This window comes from Massilia sp. NBRC 108631, assembly GCF_059704565.1.
On sequence record NZ_BAAKJE010000116.1, the window covers coordinates 50125 to 58403 of the forward strand.

General features: G+C 65.7%; 7 protein-coding genes. 4 read left to right on the forward strand and 3 right to left on the reverse strand.

From position 1 onward, the window contains the following. Positions 1 to 110: 110 nt before the first annotated feature. Positions 111 to 962 carry a PhzF family phenazine biosynthesis protein gene (locus AC6H42_RS13295; RefSeq protein ID WP_057157630.1) on the reverse strand — a complete coding sequence of 284 codons (852 nt, stop codon included), beginning with the start codon at positions 960 to 962 and terminating at the stop codon, positions 111 to 113. Between the two features lie 102 nt (positions 963 to 1064). On the opposite strand from AC6H42_RS13295, the gene AC6H42_RS13300 reads away from it, so the two are divergent. Beyond that, complete coding sequence (locus AC6H42_RS13300) at positions 1065 to 4262, forward strand: error-prone DNA polymerase (protein ID WP_497548243.1); 3198 nt, start codon at positions 1065 to 1067, stop codon at positions 4260 to 4262. Between the two features lie 9 nt (positions 4263 to 4271). Here the strand turns inward: AC6H42_RS13300 and AC6H42_RS13305 are convergent, their stop codons facing one another. Continuing rightward, positions 4272 to 4538, reverse strand: coding sequence for a hypothetical protein (locus AC6H42_RS13305; RefSeq protein WP_057157632.1), 267 nt, complete (start codon positions 4536 to 4538; stop codon positions 4272 to 4274). Positions 4539 to 4611: 73 nt separating this feature from the next. On the opposite strand from AC6H42_RS13305, the gene AC6H42_RS13310 reads away from it, so the two are divergent. Next, positions 4612 to 5058, forward strand: a complete 447-nt coding sequence (locus AC6H42_RS13310) for a GNAT family N-acetyltransferase (protein ID WP_497548244.1) — start codon at positions 4612 to 4614, stop codon at positions 5056 to 5058. 51 nt (positions 5059 to 5109) lie between these two features. Here the strand turns inward: AC6H42_RS13310 and AC6H42_RS13315 are convergent, their stop codons facing one another. After that, the gene (locus tag AC6H42_RS13315; protein ID WP_057157633.1) at positions 5110 to 5511 is read right to left on the reverse strand and encodes a PRC-barrel domain-containing protein; all 402 of its coding nucleotides are present in this window, start codon (positions 5509 to 5511) and stop codon (positions 5110 to 5112) included. A gap of 211 nt (positions 5512 to 5722) precedes the next feature. Here AC6H42_RS13315 and pyrG point away from each other — a divergent pair, with 211 nt between their 5' ends. After that, positions 5723 to 7399, forward strand: a complete 1677-nt coding sequence (pyrG, locus tag AC6H42_RS13320; protein ID WP_057157634.1) for a CTP synthase — start codon at positions 5723 to 5725, stop codon at positions 7397 to 7399. Further along, positions 7396 to 8250, forward strand: a complete 855-nt coding sequence (gene kdsA / locus AC6H42_RS13325) for a 3-deoxy-8-phosphooctulonate synthase (protein WP_132138876.1) — start codon at positions 7396 to 7398, stop codon at positions 8248 to 8250. Before pyrG ends, kdsA begins: the two co-directional genes overlap by 4 nt. Positions 8251 to 8279: the final 29 nt, after the last annotated feature.

Sequence of the window (8279 nt, forward strand, 5' to 3'; positions counted from 1 at the left end):
GTCGGCGCAGCCATCTGAAAGTTACGAACTGTAAGTTGTTTCAATTTTGCACACATACACTATTTTCTATTGTGCTCGGCAAAAAATGGTGTATGCGACAGTGTTTTTGCTCAGATGGGCGGCAAAAATTCGGCGCCGCCGCCGATTAGTATGTGTTCGCCATCCAGTTCGGTGCGCAGCAAGCAGGGCTGGCCCAGGTGGGCGCCCTGGTGCAGGGTGATGGCGCGGCCCAGGTGTACCGTCAGCGCGCCGGCCGCCACGCCGGTGGCGCTGTCTTCCAGGGCCGGGTCCAGATGGTTGAAGTTGCGCCCTTCGAACGTGCCGTCGGCGCGCCGCGCCCAGGCGTAGCAACCGCTCACTCCGTGCTCCTTGCCCCAGGCCGCAATGCGCGCCAGGTCCGGGCGCAGCGACTGCAGGGCCGTCGTGCTGCTCATCTCCAGCAGGAGCTTGGGGCTGCCGACCGAGGCAATGGCCGGGGCCGATGCCAGCTTCAGCGGCACGCCCGGCGCCGCTTGGCCGAGCAGGGCGCCCGGCAACTCCGGTGCGATGGCCACGTCCGGAGCGCCCTGGCGCTGCAGGCGCACGAACACGCCGGTCGCGCGCCCGCTTGCCGCGCCCGGCGCGCCTTCGGACAAGCGCAGCAGTTGCCCGCGCAGGGCGGTGCGCACCGCCAGTGGCCTGCCGTGCTGGCGCAGCAGCACGCGCGCCGCCGCCAGCGTGGCATGCAGGCACAGCGGGCTGCGCATGTGCGGGTAGAAATAGTCCAGCACATACTCGGCGTCATCGGCCGGCCCGGCCGCGTTTGCGTCGAGCGCATCGACGAACACGCACGCGCTGCGGTTCTGTGCGCGTGCAAACGCCTGCCGTTCGGCTACGCTGGACGCATCGCCCAGCACTACCAGCGCCGCGTTGCCCTCGCCGGGGCGGCTGCCGAAGCATTTCAGTTCGTAAACGGTACGCATGGGGTAGCCGGAAAGTTGCAGGGCCGGATAGCATAGCCGACCCTGTCCATGCCTGCACGATGCGCGTACAATACTGTGTTTATATACAGTATCATTTTAATCATGCCGCCCCCTAATCCGTCGCCAGCCAGCAGCTTGCCAGCCTATGCGGAGTTGTTTTGCCTGACGAACTTTTCATTCTTGCAAGGCGCTTCCCATGCCGAGGAGCTGGTCGAGCGCGCCTTGCAGCTGGACTATGCCGCGCTGGCGATCACCGACGAGTGCTCGCTGGCGGGCGTGGTGCGGGCGCACGGGGCGGCCAGGCGGGCCATGCCGGAGGGCGAGCCGCCATTCCCGCTGCTGATCGGCAGCCATTTCCATTTGAGCAAGGCCGATGGCGCGCCGGGCTTGTCGCTGCTGGCGCTGGCAAGCAACCGCGACGGCTACGGCAACCTGTCCGAGCTGATTACCCTCGCGCGCATGCGGGAAGGCGTGGCCAAAGGCAGCTACAAACTCTACCTGGACGACATCGCCGCGCCGCCGCCGGCCCAGGCGCACCTGCAGGGCTTGCCCGACTGCCTGCTGATCCTGCTGCCGCGCTACCCGTCCGACCAGCCGGAGGACGTGGACACGCTGCACCTCCAGGCGGCCTGGATGGCGGCCCAGTTTCCCGGCCGCGCCTGGATCGGCCTGACTCTGCTGCAGCATGCCTTCGACGAGGCGCACCGCATGAGCATAGGCGAGGTGGCCTGGCAGCATGGTTTGCCGGTCACCGCGGTGGGCAATGTGCGCATGCACGTGCGCTCGCGCAAGCCGCTGCTCGACACGCTGACGGCGGTGCGCGTGGGCCGCCCGGTGGGGGAGTGCGGCTACGAGCTGGCGCAGAACGCCGAGCAGCATCTGCGCTCGCGGCTGCGGCTGGCCAACCTGTATCCGCGCGCCGCGCTGGACGAGACCGTGCGCATTGCCGCGCAGTGCACCTTTTCCCTGAACGAACTGCGCTACGAATACCCGAACGAGCTGGTGCCTGATGGCCATACGCCGGCCAGCTACCTGCGCCAGGAAACCTATATCAGCGCGCAGAACCGCTACCCGCAAGGCATGCCGGAAGCGGTGCAAAAGCAGGTCGAGGACGAGCTGGAACTGATCGCCGAGCTGGGCTACGAGTTCTATTTCCTCACCGTGTACGACATCGTGCGCCATGCCCGTGCGCTGGGCATCCTGTGCCAGGGGCGCGGCTCGGCCGCCAATTCTGCGGTGTGCTACTGCCTGGGGGTGACCGAGGTCGATCCCGCGCACAGCAAGCTGCTGATGGGGCGCTTCATTTCGCGCGAACGCGCCGAGCCGCCCGACATCGACGTGGACTTCGAGCACCAGCGGCGCGAGGAAGTGATCCAGTACATCTATGCCAAGTACGGCCGCCACCGCGCCGCGCTGGCCGCCACGGTGATCTGCTACCGGCCGAAAAGTGCGCTGCGCGATGCCGGCAAAGCGCTGGGCGTGGACCTGGCCATCGTCGAGAAAGTGGCCAAGTCGCACCGCTGGTTCGACAGCAAGCAGGACTTGCTGGGGCGGCTGGGGGAAAGCGGGCTGGACCCGGCATCGAAGCTGGCGCACCAGTGGGCCACACTGGCCTACCAGTTCCTCGGCATGCCGCGCCACCTGTCGCAGCACGTGGGCGGTTTCGTCATCGCGCAGGACAAGCTGTCGCGCCTGGTGCCCATCGAAAACGCCAGCATGGAGGACCGCAGCGTGATCCAGTGGGACAAGGACGACCTGGAGGAACTGGGCCTGCTGAAGGTGGATGTGCTGGCGCTGGGCATGCTGTCCGCCTTGCGCCGTTCGCTGGACTTGATCGGCGAGCGGCGCGGCATGCCGTTCCGCCTGCAGGACATCCCGCGCGAAGACCCGCAGACCTACGACATGATGTGCGAGGCCGACACGGTCGGCGTGTTCCAGATCGAGTCGCGCGCGCAGATGAGCATGCTGCCGCGCCTGAAGCCGCGCAAGTTTTACGACCTGGTGGTGGAGGTGGCGCTGGTGCGGCCGGGGCCGATCCAGGGCGGCATGGTCCATCCCTATCTGCAGCGCCGCATGGATCCCGGCCTGGTCGAATACCAGCCGCGCCTGAAGGAGGCGCTGGAGCGCACCTTGGGCGTGCCCATCTTCCAGGAGCAGGTGATGCAGATTGCCATGATCGCCGCCGACTTCACGCCGGGCGAGGCCGACCAGCTGCGGCGCGCCATGGCGGCCTGGAAGCGCAAGGGCGACATCGAAAAATACCAGAAGAAGATCGTCGAAGGCATGGTGCACAATAAATACGACAAGGCGTTCGCCGAAGCCATCTGCCAGCAGATCCAGGGCTTCGGCGAATACGGCTTCCCCGAATCGCACGCGGCCAGTTTCGCACTGCTGACCTATGCCAGTTCCTGGGTCAAGTGCCACGAACCGGCCGCCTTCCTGTGCGCCTTGCTCAACAGTCAGCCGCTGGGCTTTTACGGTCCGTCGCAGCTGGTGCAGGACGCCCGGCGCCACGGCGTGGTCGTGCGCCCGGTTGACGTCGCCGTCAGTTGCTGGGACTCGGCCCTGGAAGAGGCTGCCGGTGCGCGCGGCCAGCCGGCGGTGCGGCTGGGCTTTTCCGTGTTGCGCGGCATGCGCCCCGACAGCGCCGAGCGCATCGAGCAGGCCCGTGCCGTGCGCGCCTTTGCCGGCGTGGCCGACCTGGCCCGGCGCGCCGACCTGGACCGGCACGACCTGCAAGTGCTGGCCGGCGCCAATGCGCTCGAAGGCCTGGCCGGCAACCGGCGCCAGGCCTTGTGGGAAGCGGCCGGCGCCGTGCCCGACAAGGACTTGCTGCGGCCCACCGAGCCGGACGAGGAAACCCCGCAGCTGCGCCCGCCCAGCGAAGGCGACGACATCGTCGGCGACTACCGCGCGCAGGGACTGACCCTGCGCCGCCACCCGCTGGCGCTGCTGCGCGCCACCTTGCTCGAGCACCGCTTCATGCCGGCATCCACGCTGAACACCTACCGCAACGGCCAACTGGCGCGCGGCTGCGGTATCGTCACCGTGCGGCAGCGGCCAGGCACGGCCAAGGGCGTGCTGTTCATCACGATAGAGGACGAGACGGGCAATGTGAACGTGATCATCTGGCCGTCGCTGGTGGAGCAGCAGCGCAAGGAAGTGTTGGGCGCGCAATTGCTGGGTGTGTACGGCGTGTGGCAGCAGGAAGGTATCGTGCGCCACCTGGTGGCCAAGCGGCTGGTGGACATGAGCCACCTGCTGGGCAGCCTGCCCACCGTCAGCCGCGACTTCTGCTAGCCGCGCAGCCTAGCGCGGCGCGCCCACGTCCGCATCTTCGGCCAGCGCGTACTCGCCGCGTTCATACGCAGCCAGCGCCGCGCGCGCCTTGTACATGAATTCCTCCGGCACCAGGATGCGCGCGCCGCCGATGGCCGGCGCCCACAGCAGATTGGCCTGCACCAGCTGGTCGTCGCACACCACGGCCGGCACGCCCGCCGCCACCAGGCAGCCACACACCAGGTGCGCCTCGGTCGGAATCAGGAACTGCGCAATGACGCTGTAGTCGTTCTGCATGCTTCCTCCTGGTCGCTGTGTGGATGCCTTCACTATACCGATTCTGGCACAATGCGGCATGGGAAAAATGTTCATGCGAAAAGCGCTGCGGGAAGATGCGGTAGCCATCAGCGCGCTGATTAACGGGCTGATGCCGTTCATGACCCTGGCGCCGGACGGCGCCGGCGCGGAGCAGTTCATGATGAGCATGTCGCAGGGCGCCATCGAACGCTATGTGATCGGCGAGCAATACCAGTACTGGACCGGCTGGCTGGACGGCGACCTGGCCGGCGTGGTGGCCCTGCGCCACGGCACGCACCTGTTCCATCTGTACGTGGCGCAGCGCTATCACGGCCGGGGCCTGGCGCGGCAACTGTGGGACACCGCGCGCGCGGCGGCGGCGGGGCAGCCCATGACGGTCAACGCGTCCATCTACGGCGTGCCGATGTACGAACACTTCGGCTTTGCCGCCACCGGCCCGCGCGTCGAGCAGCATGGCATCGCTTATGTGCCGATGCGGCTGGCGCCGCCGGCCACATGACAACGCGCCCGGCAAGGCGGGCGCGCAGGCGGGGGCGGCAGGGCGGCGCCGTTAGCGCGCGCTGGTGCCGTAGTAGCTGTGGATTTCGGTGGCCCAGGCCTGGTTGGCCATGTTGGGCCAGTGCTCGGTGTCGAAGCCGGGCGCGTTGTCGATGCGCTCCTTGTCGATGTTGAGCGTGAAGCGCTTGTTCACGGTGTCCAGCGTCAAGGCCTCCCAAGGTACGGCGAACAGCCGCTCGCCCAGCGAGAACACGCCGCCGCTCGACATCACCGCGTAGGCGATTTTGCCGCTGCGCATGTCCAGCATGATCTCCTTGATCTCGCCCAGGTGTTCGTTCTTCAGGTTGTGCACATGGTCGCCGATCAGCGTATCGGCGCCCATCAGTTCAGGGCCGGGGCCCTTGTGGCCCCGGTCCACATACATGCCGTAGGCATCGCGTTCTTCGTAGCTCATTTTGACCTCCCGTTGAAAAAATACCATTGTCCGGCCGCGACCGGGCCGGCTCTGTACGCTGACCCACACTGAAAGCAATATTGCAGTTTTATTCAGGCGGGCCCGGCCGATGGTAGCCATATCAGGGTATTTCCAGCCTTACTGATGAAGAAACGCGCAATTTGCGCTATAATTTCAATTTCCCGCACGTGCCGTTCGGCACCGACCCGCAATGACCAAATATGTCTTCGTCACCGGTGGCGTTGTGTCTTCCCTTGGTAAAGGGATAGCCGCCGCCTCCCTCGCCGCGATCCTCGAATCGCGCGGCCTCAAAGTCACCATGCTCAAGCTGGACCCTTACATCAACGTCGATCCCGGCACGATGAGCCCGATGCAGCACGGTGAAGTCTTTGTTACCGATGACGGCGCAGAGACCGACCTCGACCTCGGCCACTACGAGCGCTTCATCTCCACCCGCATGAAAAAGGTGAACAACTTCACCACCGGCCAGATCTACGAATCGGTGATCCGCAAGGAGCGCCGCGGCGAGTACCTGGGCAAGACCGTGCAGGTGATCCCGCATATCACCAATGAAATCCAGGACTACATCCGCCGCGGCGCGGAAGGCTACGACGTGGCCCTGTGCGAAATCGGCGGCACCGTGGGCGATATCGAGTCGCTGCCCTTCCTGGAAGCGGCACGCCAGCTGAGCCTGCGCGCCGGCCGCAAGAACACCGCCTTCGTGCACCTGACCCTGGTGCCCTATATCGCCTCGGCGGGCGAGCTGAAGACCAAGCCGACCCAGCACTCGGTGCAGAAACTGCGCGAAATCGGCATCTCGCCGAACGCGCTGCTGTGCCGCGCCGACCGCGCCATTCCGGAAGACGAACGCGCCAAGATCTCGCTGTTCTCGAACATCGAAGAACGCGGCGTGATCTCGGTGTGGGACGTGGACACCATCTACAAAGTGCCGCAAATGCTGCACGACCAAGGCCTGGACGCCATCATCTGCGAAGCGCTGGACCTGAACCCGGCCCCGGCCGACCTGTCCATGTGGAGCAAGCTGATCTACACGCTGGAGCATCCGAAATCGGAAGTGTCGATCGGCATGGTCGGCAAATACGTGGAGCTGACCGAGTCGTACAAATCGCTCACCGAAGCGCTGCGCCACGCCGGCATCCACAACGAATCGAAGGTCAACATCGAGTACATCGACTCGGAAGAGATCGAGACCACCGGCTGCGCCGAGCTGGCCAAGTACGACGCCATCCTGGTGCCGGGCGGCTTCGGCAAGCGCGGCGTGGAAGGCAAGATCATGGCGGCGCAGTTCGCCCGTGAAAACAAGATCCCCTACCTGGGCATCTGCCTGGGCATGCAAGTGGCGCTGATCGAGTACGCGCGCCACAAGGCCGGCCTGAGCAACGCCAACTCCACCGAGTTCGAGCCGCAGACCGACCAGCCCGTGGTGGCCCTGATCGACGAGTGGCAAGGCCTGGACGGCAAGGTTGAAAAGCGCGACGAGAAGTCGGACCTGGGCGGCACCATGCGCCTGGGCGCGCAAGCCTGCGCCGTCAAGCCGGGCACGCTGGCATCGGAAATCTACGGCAGCGTGGTGACCGAGCGTCACCGCCACCGCTACGAAGCCAACAACCACTACCTGGGCCGCGTGGAAGCTGCCGGCCTGGTGGTTGCCGCGCGCACCCCGACCGAAGACCTGTGCGAAATCATGGAGCTGCCGCGTACCGGCGAGAACGCGCACCCTTGGTATATGGGCGTGCAGTACCACCCTGAATTCAAATCGACCCCGCGCGACGGCCACCCGCTGTTTACGTCCTACATCAAGGCGGCGCTGGCGCAAAAAGCATCCAAGGGTCTGCATGCAGTCCAACTGGAAGGAGACGCAGCATGAAACTGTGCGGATTTGACGTAGGCCTGGACCAGCCGTTCTTCCTGATCGCCGGCACCTGCGTGATCGAGTCGCGCCAGATGGCGTTCGACGTGGCCGGCGCGCTGAAGGAAATGACCACCGAGCTGGGCATTCCTTTCATCTACAAGTCGTCTTTCGACAAGGCGAACCGTTCGTCGGGCACCTCCTACCGCGGTCCGGGCATGGAAAAAGGCCTGGAGATCCTGGGCGACGTCAAGCGCGAGCTGGGCGTGCCGGTGCTGACCGACGTGCACACCATCGAGGAAATCGACGTGGTGTCGTCCGTGGTGGACGTGCTGCAAACCCCGGCCTTCCTGTGCCGCCAGACCGATTTCATCAACGCTTGCGCCGAGTCGGGCAAGCCGGTGAACATCAAGAAGGGCCAGTTCCTGGCGCCGGGCGACATGAAGCATGTGATCGCCAAGGCGCGCGCCGCGGCGGCCGCCAAGAACCTGCCTGAAGACAACTTCATGGCCTGCGAACGCGGCGCCTCCTTCGGCTACAACAACCTGGTGTCCGACATGCGCTCGCTGTCCATCATGCGCGAAACCGGCGCCCCGGTGGTGTTCGACGCCACCCACTCGGTGCAGTTGCCGGGCGGCAACGGCGCCTCCTCGGGCGGCATGCGCGAGATGGTGCCGGTGCTGTCGCGCGCGGCCGTGGCCGTGGGCGTGGCCGGCCTGTTCATGGAAACCCATCCGACGCCGGCCACCGCGCTGTCGGACGGGCCGAACGCGGTGCCGCTGGGCCGCATGAAGGAATTGCTGTCGGTGCTGATCGAACTGGACCGCGTGACCAAGAAAGCTGGCTTCCTGGAAACTAGTTTTAACTAAGCTCCAGAAGCATGACATACCGGGCGGGG